This window comes from Thermogemmatispora sp., assembly GCF_019683755.1.
Lineage (GTDB): Bacteria > Chloroflexota > Ktedonobacteria > Ktedonobacterales > Ktedonobacteraceae > Thermogemmatispora.
Map to the genome: position 1 here is coordinate 1 of NZ_JADGHT010000015.1, position 15,894 is coordinate 15,894.

General features: G+C 60.5%; 14 protein-coding genes. 3 read left to right on the forward strand and 11 right to left on the reverse strand.

Features of this window, described 5'->3' with window-relative positions:
• Together IRZ24_RS02415 and selA are read left to right on the forward strand one after the other, a co-directional pair.
• A partial coding sequence (locus IRZ24_RS02415; protein WP_297151665.1) for a type II toxin-antitoxin system PemK/MazF family toxin occupies positions 1-409 on the forward strand: 409 nt, incomplete at its 5' end.
• 204 nt (positions 410-613) lie between these two features.
• Complete coding sequence (gene selA, locus IRZ24_RS02420) at positions 614-1,987, forward strand: L-seryl-tRNA(Sec) selenium transferase (protein WP_297160200.1); 1,374 nt, start codon at positions 614-616, stop codon at positions 1,985-1,987.
• Positions 1,988-2,007: 20 nt separating this feature from the next.
• Here selA and IRZ24_RS02425 read toward each other — a convergent pair whose 3' ends face one another.
• The 4 genes from IRZ24_RS02425 to rsgA are packed head-to-tail and all read right to left on the reverse strand — an operon-like array spanning position 2,008 to position 5,072.
• The gene (locus IRZ24_RS02425; protein WP_297160202.1) at positions 2,008-3,696 is read right to left on the reverse strand and encodes an adenylate/guanylate cyclase domain-containing protein; all 1,689 of its coding nucleotides are present in this window, start codon (positions 3,694-3,696) and stop codon (positions 2,008-2,010) included.
• Complete coding sequence (locus tag IRZ24_RS02430) at positions 3,638-3,961, reverse strand: adenylate/guanylate cyclase domain-containing protein (RefSeq protein ID WP_297160203.1); 324 nt, start codon at positions 3,959-3,961, stop codon at positions 3,638-3,640. The genes IRZ24_RS02425 and IRZ24_RS02430 overlap by 59 nt, the downstream gene beginning before the upstream one ends.
• The gene (locus tag IRZ24_RS02435; RefSeq protein ID WP_297160204.1) at positions 3,928-4,059 is read right to left on the reverse strand and encodes a hypothetical protein; all 132 of its coding nucleotides are present in this window, start codon (positions 4,057-4,059) and stop codon (positions 3,928-3,930) included. The genes IRZ24_RS02430 and IRZ24_RS02435 overlap by 34 nt, the downstream gene beginning before the upstream one ends.
• A gap of 14 nt (positions 4,060-4,073) precedes the next feature.
• Positions 4,074-5,072 (reverse strand): ribosome small subunit-dependent GTPase A, encoded by a 999-nt coding sequence (rsgA, locus tag IRZ24_RS02440; RefSeq protein ID WP_297160207.1) that lies wholly within the window; start codon positions 5,070-5,072, stop codon positions 4,074-4,076.
• A 542-nt stretch (positions 5,073-5,614) separates the two neighbouring features.
• On the opposite strand from rsgA, the gene IRZ24_RS02445 reads away from it, so the two are divergent.
• Positions 5,615-6,805 carry a potassium channel family protein gene (locus tag IRZ24_RS02445; protein ID WP_297160209.1) on the forward strand — a complete coding sequence of 397 codons (1,191 nt, stop codon included), beginning with the start codon at positions 5,615-5,617 and terminating at the stop codon, positions 6,803-6,805.
• On the opposite strand, the gene IRZ24_RS02450 is transcribed toward IRZ24_RS02445, so the two are convergent.
• The 7 genes from IRZ24_RS02450 to IRZ24_RS02480 form a co-directional block, all read right to left on the reverse strand.
• The gene (locus IRZ24_RS02450) at positions 6,762-8,120 is read right to left on the reverse strand and encodes a methyltransferase domain-containing protein (RefSeq protein WP_297160211.1); all 1,359 of its coding nucleotides are present in this window, start codon (positions 8,118-8,120) and stop codon (positions 6,762-6,764) included. The genes IRZ24_RS02445 and IRZ24_RS02450 overlap by 44 nt on opposite strands.
• Positions 8,121-8,157: 37 nt before the next feature.
• The gene (locus IRZ24_RS02455) at positions 8,158-9,567 is read right to left on the reverse strand and encodes an amidase (RefSeq protein ID WP_297160213.1); all 1,410 of its coding nucleotides are present in this window, start codon (positions 9,565-9,567) and stop codon (positions 8,158-8,160) included.
• A gap of 217 nt (positions 9,568-9,784) precedes the next feature.
• Positions 9,785-11,293 carry an aminomethyl-transferring glycine dehydrogenase subunit GcvPB gene (gene gcvPB, locus IRZ24_RS02460; RefSeq protein WP_297160215.1) on the reverse strand — a complete coding sequence of 503 codons (1,509 nt, stop codon included), beginning with the start codon at positions 11,291-11,293 and terminating at the stop codon, positions 9,785-9,787.
• The gene (gcvPA, locus tag IRZ24_RS02465) at positions 11,290-12,645 is read right to left on the reverse strand and encodes an aminomethyl-transferring glycine dehydrogenase subunit GcvPA (protein ID WP_297160217.1); all 1,356 of its coding nucleotides are present in this window, start codon (positions 12,643-12,645) and stop codon (positions 11,290-11,292) included. The genes gcvPB and gcvPA overlap by 4 nt, the downstream gene beginning before the upstream one ends.
• A 315-nt stretch (positions 12,646-12,960) precedes the next feature.
• Positions 12,961-13,347, reverse strand: coding sequence for a glycine cleavage system protein GcvH (gcvH, locus tag IRZ24_RS02470; protein ID WP_366914218.1), 387 nt, complete (start codon positions 13,345-13,347; stop codon positions 12,961-12,963).
• 114 nt (positions 13,348-13,461) lie between these two features.
• Entirely contained in the window at positions 13,462-14,619 is a 1,158-nt protein-coding gene (gene gcvT / locus IRZ24_RS02475) for a glycine cleavage system aminomethyltransferase GcvT (protein WP_297160220.1), read from the reverse strand.
• 181 nt (positions 14,620-14,800) lie between these two features.
• Complete coding sequence (locus IRZ24_RS02480; RefSeq protein WP_297160222.1) at positions 14,801-15,844, reverse strand: ATP-binding cassette domain-containing protein; 1,044 nt, start codon at positions 15,842-15,844, stop codon at positions 14,801-14,803.
• Between the last annotated feature and the right edge of the window lie 50 nt (positions 15,845-15,894).

The window sequence follows — 15,894 nt, forward strand, 5'->3', positions numbered from 1 at the left end:
GCCTGAAGCATTGACGTATCATACGCCTGTGCAGTTCGGCATGGTATACTGGGTGAATTTTGGCTATCCCGCCCTTCCCCCCGGCATCGAGGAGAAGCGCATTCTGGACTGGCATCCGGCCCTGGTGGTCTCTGCTGAACCTTTCTGCCGCCACGCCGGCGCTGTCAATGTGGTCGCGCTGACGTCCTATCGGGGCAAGCTCCGTCCCTATCACCATCTGCTCTTAAAGCGCGATTATCCTCTCCTGGATACCGATAGCCTGGTGAAGACGGAGCTTCTCTATCCCGTCCTCCGAACGTTGCTCGCCGACCAGTATGCGATTTGTCGGCTCCATGATGCCGATCTCTATGCGATCATGGGGAAGATCGCCAATAGCCTGGGCATTACGATGTACTATTCCTTGCATTGATGAGGGGGACGCAACCATCTGGCCGAGCGATTTTTTTGGTTGCCTAGTTACTGGCTGACTGGCCGGCTTGTTCGCTCGTCCAATCGCATTGCTCCTGTTCTGGGCCAGATTCCGTGCCTGGCTCCGTCACTGCATGCTACTGTAGCATGCTGCTGTGGGTCATGGCCCGCCCTGGCTGACTCTATGGCTATTGAGGATGCTGTGATGTTGCGTCTTCTTCCTTCTATTAGCGCTCTGTTGCAGTCACCTGAAGGCCTGCAGTTGAGCGCTGAGTTTGGGCGCCCTTTGGTGACGCGCGCTCTGCGTCAGGTGGTGGCAGAGGCCCGCTCTGCTCTCCGCCAGGGCGCTCCCAGTCCTTCACCCTCTGAGCTGCTCTCTGCTGCTCGTCGCTGGCTCTCGTCTATGCTTCAGCCCTCGCTGCGCCCGGTGATTAATGCTACCGGGGTGATTATTAATACCAACCTGGGGCGCGCTCCTCTGAGCCAGGCTGCTCTGCAGGCTATGCAGACTGTGGCCCAGGGCTATGCGAACTTGGAATACGACCTGGAGGCTGGCGGGCGCGGTTCTCGCCATGTGCATCCCTCCGCTCTCTTGCGTGAGCTGACTGGCGCCGAGGCGGCGCTGGTGGTGAATAATAATGCCGCAGCGGTTCTGTTGGCTCTTTCAACTCTGGCGGCTGGTCGTGAGGTGATTATCTCGCGCGGGCAGTTGGTGGAGATCGGCGGTGGCTTCCGCGTGCCCGATGTGATGCGCCAGAGTGGCTGCCTGCTGGTGGAAGTGGGAACAACTAACCGTACGCGCTTGAGCGATTATGCGGCTGCTATCTCGGAGCGGACTGCTCTGCTACTGGCCGTCCATCCGAGCAATTTCCGCCTCAGTGGCTTTGTGGAGTCAACTCCCATCAGTGATTTAGCGAGGTTGGCTCATGATCACGGGCTACTGGTCATGGAGGATTTAGGCAGCGGCTGCTTGCTCCCAAGCGAGCGCTATGGTCTGGCGCATGAGCCGATGCCGCAGGAGAGCTTGGCGGCAGGGGTGGATGTGGTTTGCTTTTCTGGCGATAAGCTGTTGGGCGGCCCTCAGGCCGGGATTATTTTGGGGCGCGCGACACTGCTGGAGCGCATCGCTCGTCATCCTTTGATGCGAGCGCTGCGAGTGGATAAGCTGACGCTGGCGGCTCTGGAGGCCACTCTGCGCCATTATCAGCGAGGTGAGGCTGAGGAGATGATCCCGGTCTGGCGGATGATTGCGCTGCCGCTTGCCCGCTTGCAGGAGCGGGCCGAGCGCTGGGCCAGGACGCTGCAGGAGCAGGGGTTTGTGGCCAACGTGCGTGCTGGTGAGTCAACGATCGGCGGCGGATCGTTGCCAGGGGAGACGCTGCCGACGGCGTTGCTGGCTCTGGAGGAGGGAAAGGTACCTTGCTCGTTGGAGGAGCTGGCTCGTCGTTTGCGCGCTCGCCCAGTGCCGATTGTGGGACGCATTTTGCGCGATGCATTGCTGCTTGATCCGCGCACTGTCCTGGAGGAGCAAGATGAGGAGCTGCTGCGGGGGCTGCTGGCTTGCTTGCGCGCTGAATGAGTGTGTCTAGCCTGGGGCGACTAGTTGGCATCTTGTGCGGAGAGGGCGCCGTGAAGGTGGGCTTCGATCTCAGCCAGGCGCCGCAGGGCGCGGCGGTCTCCCAGACGCTCTAAGAGAGGACGGGCACGCTCTAGCTGCTGGCGGTCGCCACTACGCTGAGCAAGGATGAGGCGCATACGGGCGGCGTGCGGGAGATGTCCCGCAGCTTCGGCTTCGTCGATGGCCCGGGCAAGCGCTACCAGGTCGTTGGTGGCCAGGGCCTGGGCAATCGCCAGGTAGAGAGCCAGCAAGGGACTGTCTGCCTCGCTCTGAATCTGCTCGGCTTCAGTCAGCAGGGCTGGCGGGGCGCTTAGGCCATGCTCGCTATAGAAGCCTAGGAGATAGAGCGGGTGTAAATAATCGCGCCGGAAACCTTCGACTGGCATGAGCTGCGGATCATCCTGCTGCATGGCTTCCAGTATGCTGAGGTCGGTCACGAAACGCGAGGTCTCTGGCAACAGGGAGTGTAGCAAGGTTGCCAGGTGCTCCCACTTCGCCGTTGCTTCACGCGCTTGCGACACGAAGAGCGTGCAGGCGTAGGTGTCGCCCAGATGGGCGCTACGCTCTACATCCGAACTGATCTGCTCATGGGTGGCTTGCAGTAGGGGCAGCAGCGCGTCGATCTCTTCCCACTGGCCGGAGAGAAAGGCCGCGATGGCGAGAGCGGAGAGCGTTCTGCTCAGGTATGGCTGAGGTAGCTCCGTACGAGCACGACTGCAGGCCGTCTTGTCAAGATCGATCACTTGCTGCAACTGGCCGAGCAAGAGGTTGGTGTAGGCAGCCGCGTTGATGGCATCGATGTACTCCTCAGTGGGCAGAGCAGGCAGGCTCAGGCGGCGCATGGCAGGACTGCTAAGGCTCTTTCTGTTCCCCAGCAAGAGGTCAAGTCCCCCCAGGGCATCGAGGGCCTCACTCAGGGCAACCTGGCCGCCGCGCTGCTCGAAATAGTCTACGGCCTGAACTATCAGGTTGCGCACGGCTTCTAGATAGGTACACTCTTCTGCTGTGCCAGAAACGGGCTTCATGAGTGTATTTGTGAATAAGAGGCTGGTGATCTCTTGAAGCGCCTGAGCCTCGAAGAGACCTGAGTCCTGATTGATAAGCAAGCCGAAACTGAGAGCGACGCGCAGGCGCCAGATCTCGTCTTTGTCACCAGCCTGCTCAGCGAGGGTGAGGGCCTCTTGACCCAGACGGACGACCTCTATGAGCGTGAGCGGGTGGAGCATGGCGAAGCGCGTGCTGCCGATGAGCAGCTTGCGCAGCAGACGCGCCCCGCTGAGGGGATCGCGCTGTTCCAGCGCCAGGGAGTGCCAGCGCTCTAGGGCCTTAAAAGCCGACAGCAGGCGCGTCTTGCCGCTGTCCGTCGGGCCGATGAGGGAGTGATAGCATGGTCGCTGGTCCTCGCAGGTGCATTCAAGCAAGAGCTGAAGCTGCTCGAGATCGCGCTGGCGGCCCACAAAGGGAGGCAGCTCCCGCAGGCGCCCTGAGCGGGCGGCCTCCAGGGGGAAGACGCACAGCGGCTGCACCTTGCCTTTGACGGTTACCTCGCGCGCCGGGCCAAAGAGGAAGGCCAACCGGCTTGCCTGCCTGGTGCGCTCGCTCACTAGGATTTCACCGGGTGCGGCGCTCTGCTGCAGGCGGGCGGCAATGTTGACAGCGTCGCCCGTCACTAAACAATCGCCCCGACTGGTGTCGCCTGTGGTTTATTACTTCGCCACTGTTGACGCCGATCCGCAGGCGGAAAGCCGGGGGAAGGAGAGGGACGTTTTCCACAACCTGGCGCAGGGCCAGCGTTGCAGCCAGGGCCTGTTCGGCATCATCTCCGTAGGCGCGCGGCAGCCCGAAGATAGCCATCACCGCCTCGCCAATGAATTTCTCCAGCGTACAGCCGTGGGTCATGATTACCTGACGGGCGTGCTCGTAGTAGCGGCCCACCAGGTGCGCCGGTCTTCGGGATCTAACTCTGCGCTGAGCGCCGTTGAACCGGTCACATCGGCGAAGAGGACGGTGACCAGCTTGCGTTCTTCAGGCATGCCATTGGCTCCCGCTAGCGCTCTTCCTCTCTCAGCATGCGGACGTAGCTCTGATAGCGCCGTTCGTGGATCAGGCCATCCTTGACGGCCTGGCGAATGGCACAATTTTCCTCATCAACATGCAGGCAGTCGGAATAGAAGCATTCGCCCAGATAGGGGCGGAACTCAACAAAGCAACTGGCCAACTCCTCCTTGGGGATATTCCAGGCAGCAAGAGCTCGGATACCCGCGGAGTCGGCGAGCCAGCCCCCGCTAGAGAGAGGGTAGAGCTGAGAGCCAGTCGTGGTATGGCGTCCTTTGCCCGTAGCGGCGCTGACCATGCCAGTGCGCACCGCCATGCCTGGTTCGAGGGCATTGACTAATGAGGATTTGCCCACCCCTGAAGGCCCAGTAAAGAGCGTGATATGATCCTTGAGCAGCTCGCGCAGTTGCTCGATCCCCTGGCCGGTCTCGCAGCTCGTCCAGAGTACAGTGTAGCCAAGCTGCTGGTAGAGGGCAGCAGCTTCCTCGACGCTCTTGTCATGGGGTAAATCGACCTTGTTGATACAGATGATCGGGCGCAACTCGGCATGCTCGCAAATGGCAAGATAGCGGTCAAGCATGCCAAAATGAGGCTCCGGTTGGGTGGTGGCGAAAACAATCACCACCTGGTCCAGATTTGCAAGCAGCGTCTGCGCCCGAGGATTGCTCTCGCGCGAGCCAACATCACGCCGTGCCAGCTCGCTCTGACGCGGCAGCACCTCCTCAATCAGGCCTGTCTCCGCATCCAGGCGTCGCACCTTGACGCGATCACCAACGCTCAGCCGCGATGGTAGCGCCGTTAGTTCCGCCTCTGCGCGCTGTTGACGCGCTAATGGACCGGTGACCTTTCCGCGCGCGGTGCGACCCCGAGCCGCCTCAGCCAAAGCCTTTTTGAGCTTGCCACGGAGCGTACAACGCAGCTTGCCCTGATCGGTATAGACCTCGTAAATGCCGTGTGCTCCGCTAAGCACTATACCGGTCAGCAGTTCCATCGTGTCCTTGCTGGCTTTCTTTGCTTCAGCACCCTCAAGTGTTCAGCGCCCTCATCTTCCGTCGTCAGAATAGAACCTCTACCCCAGCAATGGTAGCTGACAGCATGGGGCGAGGGAGACAGAGAAGCTCGCTGATTTCTGACCTGGCAATGGGATCACCCAAGGACAAGGGCCGAGGCGAAGCCCCAACAGCCTACCTTTATCCCCCGTCCCAAGGCACAAGCCAGAGAAGAGAGGCCTTTTTTGTCTCTCCAGACAGATTACAGGAGAGACGGGCACTTTGTCAATGCACTTCACAACCGCCAGTAAGCCGACCCGGAGGCGGGCGGCTGACCAGGCATTCAACGGAGCCAGCCCACTCCTGGCTCGCTTTGCTGTTTACAGCTTGCCTGTTTTCGGATCAGGGAGAGCAGAGGGCTGGCATTGACGTCTTCTTGCTGATAGGCTAGCCTGAAACAGTATCACCTTATTGACGGTTGGCGTTGAGCCTAGGCGGTCTTTCCTGGCTTGGCTTCAGCTCTCTCACGGGAGGAGTACCTACTATGTCCTGGTTCGTTGGCCTTGGGAGCGTTGTTCTCATCGTTGTTCTCCTACAAGATGCTTTTGAGACCGTGGTTTTACCGCGACGTGTCACTCACCGTTTTCGTCTAGCACGCCAGATTTTCCGGGTAAGCTGGTGGCTATGGCGACATCCCGCCCATCTTATTCGCAACGGGGCCAGGAGAGAGTATTTTTTGAGCCTGTATGGGCCTCTCTCGCTCTTATTCCTGCTGGTGGTCTGGGCCGGAGGCTTAGTCAGTGGCTTTGCTCTGCTCCAATGGAGCTTGGGGATGGCAGTGCGCGCGCCTGAAGGAGACGTAACCCTAGGGACCCTCTTTTATCTGAGTGGCACGACCTTCTTTACGCTTGGCCTGGGTGACGTGGTTCCCCAGACTGGGCCGGCGCGCTTGGTGACGGTGGTGGAGGCCGGTACAGGCTTTGGCTTTCTGGCGCTGGTTCTAAGCTATCTGCCGGTGATCTATCAGGCTTTCTCGCGGCGCGAGGCCAGCATTGCCCAGCTCGATGCACACGCCGGTTCGCCTCCCAGTGCTCTGGAGCTGCTGCGTCGTCACGGACGTGGTGAGCAATTCCCCGAGCTGGTGCGTCTGCTGCGCGAGTGGGAGCGTTGGGCCGCCGAGCTGCTTGAGAGTCATCTCTCCTACCCTGTGCTGATCTATTATCGCTCGCAGCATGAACGTCAGTCATGGCTGGCTGCCCTGACAACGCTTCTCGACGCCTGCGCCTTGATTATCGCCTATCTGGATGACCTGCCCGCACAAACTGCCTGGTTCACTTTCGCCATCGCGCGCCATGCGGCTGTCGACCTGGCTCAGATCTTCGATGTGAAGCCTCGACCCAGCGCTGAGGAGCGTCTGGCCGGCGACGAGCGCGCTCGTCTGCTGGCGACATTAGAAGAGCTGGGACTGGCCGTCTCGCCAGAGCGCGAGCGACGCCTTGCTGAGCTGCGACGGCTCTATGAACCATATGTTCAGAGCCTGGCACGGCATCTGGAGATGCCGCTGCCTGCCTGGGCTCCTGCGAAGGTGATCGATGACTGGCAGACCAGCCCGTGGGAGCACCTGGCCGCCAATCAGGATGCCGCGACCTGGCAGCGCAAGATGCTCAAGCTGCAGCGCCAGTTCGAGTCAATCAAGCCTGGCGCTCAATCACCAGACGAGACCAGCGCCGGGTAAAGATGAGGCGCCCGGGTGCCGGTTCTTCTGGACAGGGCACATGTAGCGGATAGACCCGCAGGCGAAGGCGCTCGTCGCCCGGGAAAAGATACCAGCCAGCAGGCCGGCCCGCCGCATCCCAGGCCCGCAGAAGAGCAAGCAGATGCCGAGCCAGGTAGCCGGCTCCGCCAAAGCAGCGTACCATGATTTCATAGGCAGTCTGCTTGCTCTCTCCATTGCTACTGGCCGGCAGCCTCCGGGCCGGAGGCAAAGCCAGTAAGGCAATGTGATTGTCGGCCACAAGGCCAATAGTGGCACGAGTCTCCAGGCCAGCCACCTTGAAGAGCCAGGGTAGCTCGGCCAGCGCGGCATGCTCGCGCTGAGCTACAAGACTGCAGGCCGCCGGTTCGCGCTGCGAGAGCCAGGAGTTAAAGCCGTAATGAATCTCATGCAGACTGGCGAGGACGCCGCTGGGCAGGTCATACCAGGGGCCAGTTAGATCGCGATAGAGCGCGGCCACATCTACCGCCTGATAATTGTTCAGACGCAATTGAAGAGCAGAGCTAACATCCGATTCCGATCCTGGCCCAAGGGCAAAGATGCCACCGGCCTCCGTGAACGACCCTCGGAGCAGCATAAAAGCGCAACAGCGGACAGAGACGCTCTCAAGGTGATCACCGTGCCGCTCGAAAGCGACTGAGAATTGGGCATCGCGCAAGGCTAAAGGAAGCAACAGTCGCCCATCCGGCTTGAGCTGTTCGTACCAGGGCGTTGCAATATCGCCCGAGGCCACTGTAAGAATGATGCGATCATAGGGGGCTGCTGGTGGATAGCCAAGGGCCCCATCCCCACAGATGACCTGCACATGTCCGTAACCAGCAGCAGCCAGATGCGCGCGCGCCCCCTCCACCAGATCCTCATCGATGTCGATAGTGACCACGCTGCCGCTTTCACCCACAATGTGGGCCATCAGCGCGGCGTTGTAGCCACTGGCAGCCCCGATCTCCAGCACATGCTGACCCGGCTCCAGCTCAAGCTGCTCCAGCATAATGGCCATGATGGCCGGCTGCGAGGAGGAGCTGACACAGACGCCGTCGACAACCTTGAGGGGAATGACCTGGTCACGATAGACCTCCTCAGGCGGTACCCCCGGCAGGAAGAGGTGACGGGGCACAGATCGAAAGGCCGCTTCGATCCGGGCCGTGCGCAGGAAGCCACGCGCTTTCAACTGGTCGACAAGCGATTGTTGCAGCGCCGCTAAGTGCGCTTGGCGGTGGTGCGCGCCGTTCTGGCGGGGCAGATCGGGATCAGGGTCAGGGGCTGGACCTGCCTCCATAAGGCCCTCCTTTCCATTCTTCCTGCTGCTGACGTGCTCAGGGAATGTCTCGCCGATGCCAATCGGTCAGTTGCTGGTAAGCGTGGGCAATTCTCAAAACAGTCGCTTCGTCGAAGGCATTGCCTACCACCTGGAGGCCAAGCGGAAGACCAGCGCGGCTGAAGCCACAGGGAAACGCCACCGCGGGGAGGCCAGCCAGGTTGAACGGTAGAGTGAGGCGCAAGGCGGCAGCCGTGGCCTCCTCCCGCTGGCCTTCGATAGTAATCTCCTGATCGATCTGATCGATAGGTATGGCCGGCATCGGTTGAGCAGGGAGCACGAGGGCATCAACCCGCTGCAGCACCGAGCGCAGTTGCGAGGAGAAGAGCCGCCGCTCTTGCTGAGCGCGAAGATAGTCGATGGCGCTGATGCGCTCTCCCTCCTGCAGGCGACGCAATGTCAGAGGACCATACAACGCAGCCCGCTCACTAAGCCAGCCGCGTTCACGATGAGCAAAGGCGGCCTCTGGGAGCTGGATGGTACGGAAAGTAGCGAGCGAAGGTCGGCTGAGGGGCACCTCACTGATCTGGGCACCGGCCTCCTGGAAGATGAGGACAGCAGCACGCCAGGCGGCACGCACCTCGGGATCGAGCGGCGCCACGAAGCTCTCAGGGGGCAGGCCAAGCCGCAGGCCCTGTAACGAGAGCGGCCCGCGCCCCTCCGGTCCTTCAATGAGCAGGGCCGATGAACGCGAGGGCGGACCAGAGACGCTTTCGGGATCACGCGGATCATAACCAGCGATGGCATCGAAAATGAGGGCACAGTCCTCAGCGCTACGGGCCAGCGGCCCTACGTGGTCAAGTGAACGGGAGAGCGGTATGACACCGTGACAACTGACGCGCCCATGGGTCGGTTTGAGGCCGGTGACGCCACAACAGGCTGCAGGGATGCGAATCGAGCCGCCTGTGTCGGTGCCGATAGCTCCGGCGCACATGCCAGCAGCCACCGCTACAGCAGAGCCACCGCTTGAGCCGCCAGGGACATGCTCCCGCCTCCAGGGATTGCGCGTCGGCGGCGTAAAGACGCCTAAGCCAAACTCATGGGTGTTGGTCTTACCGATGATAATTGCCCCATGCCGTCGCAGATGCTCAACAACGCTGGCATCCTCTGAGGCCACATGGTCAGCCAGAACCTGCGAGCCAGCGGTCAGGCGCACGCCGCGCACGGCAATCAGGTCCTTGACGGCTATGGGAATACCATGTAGGGGACCACGGAAGAAACCGCGACGCTGCTCACGCTCGGCCTCTTCGGCAGCCTGGAGAGCCGCGTCACGCATCACGGTAACAAAGGCCCGTAGCTCGCCATCGAGGGCCTCAATACGTTCTAGAGCCTCGCTGACGAGTTCTCCCGGGGTTGTCATCCCAGAGCGGATGTCGTCCGCCAGCTCACGAATGGTTCGATAGAGCATGCTTTCCTTTCACGTTGCGCAATCCATTCTAGCACCGAGCAAATGGGCGGCCAGATCCTCCCTCTATTGTATCACGCCTTGACAGGCCACCACGTGATTGTATCACGCCTTGACAGGCCACCACGTGCGGACACAGACAGCCAGCAAGGTCAGAGAGGCTCGTCGCTGTGTCCGCACATTCTCTCAGCCTCGCTCTCAGGAGCCTGCCGTATAGCGCCTACGGCTGCCCAAGGCCATGAGTCCGCTCCTGCCCTGGCCTCCAGCGCAGATTGGGACGGCGCGCCGCCAGCGCCTGATCAAGCCTCCCTACCGGCGTAGTGTGCGGGGCCGTCTTGACGATCTCTGGATTGGTGCGCGCTTCGTGGGCAATCTGACGCATCACTTTGACAAAGTAGTCAAGCGTTTCGCGTGTCTCGGTCTCCGTCGGCTCAATCATCAGCGCCTCATGCACGATGAGGGGAAAGTAGATGGTCGGGGCATACATGCCGAAGTCAAGCAGGCGCTTGGCAATGTCGTTGGCCGTGACGCCGCTTTCTTGCTTTTGGCGCTGAGCCGTGGCAACGAACTCATGCTGGCAGAGGCGCACCTGAGGGAAGGCGATTTCATAGTCAGAGGCCAGCTCGTGCCGCAGATAGTTGGCATTGAGAATGGCGCTCTGAGCCACACGCAGCAGACCATCCGGCCCATAGGTGCGAATATAGGCGTAGGCACGCACGAGTACCCCAAAGTTGCCAGTGTTGGCGCGTACTTTGCCGATCGAGAGCGGCCCCGGATCAGCCCAATAGTAGTTGCCCTGCTCGTCTTTGGCCGGCAGCGGGCCAGGCAGAAAAGGGACAAGGTGCTCTTTGACGCCAATAGGACCCGCGCCAGGCCCACCACCGCCGTGCGGAGTGCTACAAGTCTTGTGTAAATTGAAATGCACAACATCGAAACCCATGTCACCCGGGCGCGTGATCCCCAGGACAGCGTTAGCATTGGCCCCATCGTAGTAGAGCTGTCCCCCCGCCTCGTGCACCAGACGCGCAATTTCCACAGCATTGCGGTCAAAGATACCCAGCGTATTGGGGTTGGTCAACATGATAGCCGCAACCTGCTTCCCCTGGCTCTCGAGCAGCGAGCGCAAGCGATCCATATCGAGGCCGCCAGTTGCTGGATCGGTCTTGATCTCGACGGCGCGGTAACCAGCCAGCGTGGCACTGGCGGGATTAGTGCCGTGGGCATTGTCAGGGATCAGCACGAGATTGCGATGCCCCTCGCCGCGATGCTCATGGTAGGCTTTGATAAGCATCAGGCCCGTGAGTTCGCCATGCGCCCCCGCTGAGGGCTGCAGGGTCACGCGCGCCATACCAGCAATTTCAGCCAAATACTGTTCTAACTCATATTGTAACTGAATCGCCCCCTGCACGGTGCTCTCCGGCTGGAGAGGATGGAGCGCGGCAAAGCCTGGCAGCGCCGCCATATCCTCATTGAGCTTAGGATTATACTTCATCGTACACGAGCCGAGCGGATAAAAGCCGGTATCAACTCCAAAGTTGCGCTGCGACAAATGGGTATAGTGGCGCACGATTTCGATCTCGCTGACCTCGGGCAGCGGGGCCGGCTCCTGACGCAGCAGGTGTGGTGGTACCAGGTTCTCCAGAGGCTCGGCAGGCACATCCAGGGCGGGCAAGGTTGCCGCTCGTCGTCCAGGGGCACCTTTTTCGAAAATCAGCGGCTCAACGCTCATGCCGCCACCTCCTTCAAGGCCGCCACCAGGCGGTCGATATCAGCACGAGTGCGCGTCTCGGTCACGCAAAAGAGCATATGATTGGCCAGCTCGGGATAGTCGCGGCCCAAGTCATAGCCGCCGATGATGTCGTACTGCAGCAGATGCTCTTGCAGGCGACTGGGTGAGACCGGCAAGCGGATCACAAATTCATCGAAGAAGGGGCTACTGAAAGCGGGTGCGAAACCGGGCAAATTGCTAATCTGGCGCTGGGCGTAGTGAGCCTTATGCAGGCAGAGCGTGGCCAGTTCGCGCAGACCCTCCTTACCCAGGGCCGCCATGTAGATCGTGGCACCAACGGCCAACAGCGATTGGTTAGTACAGATATTAGAGGTGGCGCGCTCGCGGCGAATATGCTGCTCGCGGGCCTGCAGCGTCAGAACATAGCCAGTCTGCTTGGCGCCTCCCTCTTCGACGGTCTGTCCCACCAGGCGCCCGGGCATCAGGCGTAAAAAGCGCTCACGTGCGGCCAGAAAGCCTAGAGCTGGCCCGCCGAAGCTCATGGGGTTCCCAAAGCTCATTAGCTCACCCACAGCGATATCGGCATTATACTCCGCCGGCGAGGCCAGCAGACCGAAGGAAGCTGGCTCGCTAGTGACACTGATGAAGACCGTGCGACTGTGACGGTGAACCACTGGTTCGATAGCTTTGACATCCTCGATACAACCGAAGAAATTCGGCTGTTGGATGGCGACGGCCACGGTCTCGGGTCCGATGGCAGCTTCCAGAGCAGCCAGCGAGGTGACCCCGTTCTCTGTCGCGATTTCGCGGACGCGGAAGCCTCGCGCATGGGCATAGGTACCTAGAACCCGTCGATACTGGGGATCAATGCCGGTTGAGACGACTACCTCTCCCTGACCACCGGGTCCAAGGGCCATGAAAACGGCCTCGACGAGCGCCGTGGCGCCATCGTAGAGCGAGGCATTGGCGATGTCTAGCCCGGTTAGCTGGCAGACCATTGTTTGGAATTCGTAGATGGCCTGGAGCATGCCCTGGCTGACTTCCGGCTGATAGGGCGTGTAGGAGGTGACAAACTCGGAGCGACGCTGTAGATGCGGTACAACGCTGGGAATAGCATGCTCGTAGGTGCCGGCACCCAGGAAAGAGATGACCTGATCAAGGCTTCTGTTTTTGGCCGCCATACTCATCATGAGGCGCTTTAGCTCCGGTTCGGCCAGGGCCGGCGGCAGGTTGAGAGGACGGCGCAGGCGTACCTCCTCGGGTACCGGCTCTAATAAGTCTTCCATCGAGCGTAAGCCCAGGTGCTCAAGCATGGCTTGCTGCTCCTGGGGCGTGTTCGGTATGTATCCCATCGTAGCTTCATCTCCTGAACGGTGAACTGGAATCAGGGTCGGTCAGATCACAGATGCCGCAGATGATCACTGGTCCGCTCGTCAGGATAGCCGGCGGTCGATGGCGCTCAGGGGGAAGACACAGGACATCCAGACATCTGACCAGTTTCGCTAAGCGTGGCCCGCCGGCAGGGGCGAGGCCGAGCGCGCTCTCTCTTCCCTCTCCTGGCAGTGGTCTGGCAGGCCAAAGGGCTGCTGAGAAAGCAGATGGGCAAGTGAGAAGCTGCAGAGTAGCGACATAAGCGGAGCGGGCCACACCGGGCAAACGCGCCAGGATCAACGCCCTTCGAGATAGGCAATATACTGATCAGCGGTCATAAGATCATCCAGTTCCGCAGGATTGCTCAGCTTTACGACCAACATCCAGCCTTCTCCGTAAGGCTGCTCGTTGACCAGCTCAGGGTGATCCTTGAGTCGCTCATTGATCTGCACAATCTCGCCGCTGACCGGCGCTACCAGTTCCGAGGTGGCTTTGACGGACTCGATGTCGCCAAACTTTTGCTCGCGGCTCAACTGTTGACCAGGCGCCAGGGGAATTTCAACATAGACGACATCGCCGAGCTGGTCCTGAGCATAGTCTGTAATGCCAATGGTTGCCTGGTCGCCTTCGACGCGGACCCACTCATCGGTTTTGCTGTATTTGAGATCAGCCGGATGATTCAGGCTCGCCATATCCTCTTATCTCCTTTTTACTCTGTTCTGCTTTTGCTCGCAGGCCAGCGCAGCGTTTGCTGCCTGCTTCGCTACTGGCGGCGTGCAACCTGCTTGCTCAACTCCTTATTTGCGGCGCTTGTAAAAGGGCAGAGCCACGAGGCGAGCGGCCAGGCGCCGATTACCGATCTCGACCTGTACGAGCTGCTCGGGCACAGCTCGAGATGCCTCGACATAGCCCATGCCTATGCTCTTGTTGAGCGTCGGACTGGGGGCCCCACTGGTTACTACGCCGATAGCACGCTGGTTATCCCCAGTGCTTCCGCTGGCGCCGTCATGGTCGCTATCATAGATAGTATAGCCACCGCGGGGGACGCGACGTTCGAGCATCTCCAGGCCTATGAGCTTGCGCGCTACACCCTGCTCGCGCACCCGCAGTAAGGCCTCGCGGCCAATGAAGTCACCTTTTTCAAATTTTATCGTCCAGGCCAGGCCCGCTTCCAGAGGATTAGTCTGCTCTGTCAGCTCGTGCCCGTAGAGACAATAACCAGCCTCCAGACGCAGTGTATCGCGCGCTCCCAGCCCTGCGGGAACCAGGCCATGTTCTTTCCCTGCCGCAAGCAAGTGCTCCCAGAGCAGAGGAGCTTTTGGCGCCTCACAGTAGAGTTCAAAGCCGTCCTCGCCTGTGTAGCCCGTACGCGAGATCAGGCAGGCCAGACCCGCTACCTCGCCTGGCAGGCAGCGATAATAGCGAATCGCCGCCAGATCAACGGGCGTCAAGGGTTGGAGGATAGCCTGCGCGGCAGGTCCTTGCAACGCCAGCAGGGCCGTCTCTTGCGAGCGATCGATGATCTGGACGGCGCTGAAGCGTCGGGCCTGTTCCTGAAACCAGGCCAGATCTTTGGCAATGTTCGCGGCGTTGACGACAACCATGTAGCGCTCGGCCTCCAGACGGTAGACTAGCAGGTCATCAATGACGCCCCCCGTGGGCAAGCAGAGCGTCGTATAGAGCGCTTGATTGATGGCAAGTCGCCCCACATCATTGGGAACGAGGTACTGAAGAAATGGCAGCGCCTCTGGACCCTCGATCTGGAATTCACCCATGTGGCTGACGTCAAAGAGGCCAGCCTGCATGCGCACGGCCCGGTGTTCTTCAAGGATGCTGCTGTACTGGAGCGGCATCTCCCACCCCCCGAATTCCACCATCCGCGCCCCAAGGGCCTGATGCTGCTCGTAGAGGGGAGTGCGTTTTAGAGGAGCTGCTGCGGCATGCTCTCTTGTCATCGTTGACTCCTTGGCAAGGTTCGAGGCTTGGCTTGGTGTGTCGGCACGCTTGACGCTTCCACTATAACAGATTTTGCCAACCGCGTCGAATCGCCTGCCCCCCTCTTCCAGCGGCTATCTGCCCTGCCAGACGCCTCTGACGAGCAGACTCTTGCCTTGCACCCACCGTTTTCACCTTCCTTCAGTAGTCAAGCAGGCTCTGCAGCTCTTTCTCCGACTGCTTACTCAGGGGGATCATGGTTTCCTGGGGATCGTCAAGCTGGAGCGTATAGCTATTGCGCGTGAATTGAATGACAGCCTTGATATGTTGCAGATTGACCAAGTAAGCGCGATGAGCCTTGAAGAAACCACGTCCGCTCAGGCGCTGCTCCAGCTCCTGCAGCGTGAGCTGTGTGGTGGCCTCCTCGCCGTTAATAGTGCGCAGAATAGTGCGACCATCGCGGCTGGTGGCGTAGAGAACCTCGGAGGGATCATAGAGCATGATGCGATCTTCACGGCGTGCCGTGACTTTGTAGGGAACATAGCGCGTTGGTGCAACCGTGGTCAGGCTCTGTTCTTCTTTGGGCACGTCTCCGGCCTGGCGAGCCGCATAGCTATAGTCGCCACTGAGACGCCCGGCCTCTAGCTCGATGACGCGCGAGCAGAATTTCCCAGCCCAGGCAAGATCTTTGGCGCTGAGCACTACAGCGCTGCCCTGGGCGGCCAGATCCTGGATGAGGCGGGCAAAGAGCTGGGCGGTGTCCCAATCGACGCGTTCCACCGGTTCATCGAGCAGCGCCAGAGCCGGCTGGCGCAGTTGCAACTGAGCGAAGGAAAGGCGCCGTTTAGCCGAGGGCGAGAGCTTGCAGATTGGTCGACGGGCCTGGTCGCTCAGGCCGACGGCAGCCAATACCTCATCAAGGCCTTGTGAGGGGAGGCCATAAAGCGTGCAATAGAAAGCCAGAAACTGCCGAGGGGTCAGCCGCTCGTAGAGCAGGTCCTCCGCAAAGAGCAAAGCGACGCGCGCCAGCGCCTGGCGATCACGAGAGAGGTCGCACCCGTCCAGAGTGATGCTTCCTCCACTAGGTTTGAGCTGACCAGCTAGCAGATGCAGCAGGAGGGTCTTGCCACAGCCCGAAGGGCCAACGACGGCCACTATTTCCCCTCCCTGGACTTGCAAGTGAGCGATCGATAGCACGGTTCGCCCCCCACAGGTTTTCTCCAGACGGCAGACCTCCAACAGCATGATGCTTCCTCCTTCCGCGATGCAGCGGTTGAGCCTGAGTCGGACCAGGT

What these genes read in the sequence shown, in the direction of transcription:
- gcvPA (WP_297160217.1), bottom strand. Translation starts at nt 12,645, where the DNA reads ATGGGATACATACCGAACACGCCCCAGGAGCAGCAAGCCATGCTTGAG.
- IRZ24_RS02450 (WP_297160211.1), bottom strand. Translation starts at nt 8,120, where the DNA reads ATGGAGGCAGGTCCAGCCCCTGACCCTGATCCCGATCTGCCCCGCCAG.
- IRZ24_RS02445 (WP_297160209.1), top strand. Translation starts at nt 5,615, where the DNA reads ATGTCCTGGTTCGTTGGCCTTGGGAGCGTTGTTCTCATCGTTGTTCTC.
- rsgA (WP_297160207.1), bottom strand. Translation starts at nt 5,072, where the DNA reads ATGGAACTGCTGACCGGTATAGTGCTTAGCGGAGCACACGGCATTTAC.
- selA (WP_297160200.1), top strand. Translation starts at nt 614, where the DNA reads ATGTTGCGTCTTCTTCCTTCTATTAGCGCTCTGTTGCAGTCACCTGAA.
- IRZ24_RS02455 (WP_297160213.1), bottom strand. Translation starts at nt 9,567, where the DNA reads ATGCTCTATCGAACCATTCGTGAGCTGGCGGACGACATCCGCTCTGGG.
- IRZ24_RS02480 (WP_297160222.1), bottom strand. Translation starts at nt 15,844, where the DNA reads ATGCTGTTGGAGGTCTGCCGTCTGGAGAAAACCTGTGGGGGGCGAACC.
- gcvT (WP_297160220.1), bottom strand. Translation starts at nt 14,619, where the DNA reads ATGACAAGAGAGCATGCCGCAGCAGCTCCTCTAAAACGCACTCCCCTC.
- IRZ24_RS02435 (WP_297160204.1), bottom strand. Translation starts at nt 4,059, where the DNA reads ATGCCTGAAGAACGCAAGCTGGTCACCGTCCTCTTCGCCGATGTGACC.
- gcvPB (WP_297160215.1), bottom strand. Translation starts at nt 11,293, where the DNA reads ATGAGCGTTGAGCCGCTGATTTTCGAAAAAGGTGCCCCTGGACGACGA.